We start from the raw sequence: 1,080 nt of genomic DNA on the forward strand, positions 1-1,080 counted from the left end.
CGGTGTGTCGAGGATGGCGTCCAGCCCGCTCTTCAGACCATGACTCGCCTCGGCCGGGGTGAGGAAGTCGGGGAAGTACGTCGCGCGGGGGAACAGCGGAAACAGTAACGTGCGTACGACGGAGCCCAGTTGCTGTGCGGAGATGGCAGCGCGGGCGTCGCGGTACCAGGCGGCGTGGGCCCAGCGCCCGAGCTGGGACTGCAACCTGTGCAGACTGGCGGCGATCTCCCATAAGGGGTCGGGGCGGCAGGCGAGCCGCGTCCGGATGAGATCCTCCGACGTGAAGTGGATACGCAGCACGGTCCCCCCATGCGTGATTCCTGCCCGGTGCGGCAGACAATGCCGCGCCGGCCCTCGTGAAGACAATGACTGGAACGGATCATCCTTCGTGCGCACACAGCGGGGTCAGTGCCGTGTACGCCCGAACTGTCAGCCCTGGATCAGGGCGGCCACCTCTGTGCGTATGGCGGGCATGTCTGCGAGGACCGTACCCGGGCAGTCGGTGGCAGCCCAGTGCTGGTGACCGCCGATGGCAGGCGCGACGCGGGCGGCTCCGCTCACCGGATTGAGGTAGGACACCTTCCCCAGGGGGGCGATCGAATGGCGCTCGGCCAGTTCGGCGAGGAGCTGGATGAGCGCGGTGCGTGCGGCGGTGGTCGGGGGCGTGGTGGTCAGCGTCCCCAGAAGGGCGATCCCGATGTTTCCGCTGTTGTATCCCTGGACGTGCGCGCCGGTGACGAGCCGCCCCGACGCGTCGTGCGCGGGCGTGCCGTCTGTGCCGGACCAACGCCCTTCGTACACAAGGCCGTTCCTGTCGATCAGGAAGTTGTAGCCGATGTCGCCGTAGCCCTTGCCGACGGTGTCGTTGCGGTGGATCGCGCGGACCACCGCGGCCGGGTCAGGATCGGTGCTCCCGTCGTCGGTGTGGTGCACGGTGAGGGTCTGGACCGGGTAGTACTCGGGCGGCCAGATCTCCGTGCCGTCGGCTGCGTAGCGCAGGCTCTCGTCCGCGCCCCAGGCCGCGCGCGAGCGCAACGTGTACGCGGCGGAGGCGGCAGCGGCAGCGGGCGGGCGGGGCAC

At 69.6% G+C, this 1,080-nt stretch carries 1 protein-coding gene and 1 pseudogene; both read right to left on the bottom strand.

Translation table 11 applies throughout. From position 1 onward, the window contains the following. Positions 1 to 300, bottom strand: a pseudogene (locus tag O3Q52_RS53425) (ArsR family transcriptional regulator); the annotation flags it as partial. Between the two features lie 129 nt (positions 301 to 429). After that, a partial coding sequence (locus tag O3Q52_RS53430) for an N-acetylmuramoyl-L-alanine amidase (RefSeq protein WP_269655593.1) occupies positions 430 to 1,080 on the bottom strand: 651 nt, incomplete at its 5' end.

Source organism: Streptomyces sp. ActVer (assembly GCF_027270795.1).
Taxonomy (GTDB): domain Bacteria; phylum Actinomycetota; class Actinomycetes; order Streptomycetales; family Streptomycetaceae; genus Streptomyces; species Streptomyces umbrinus_A.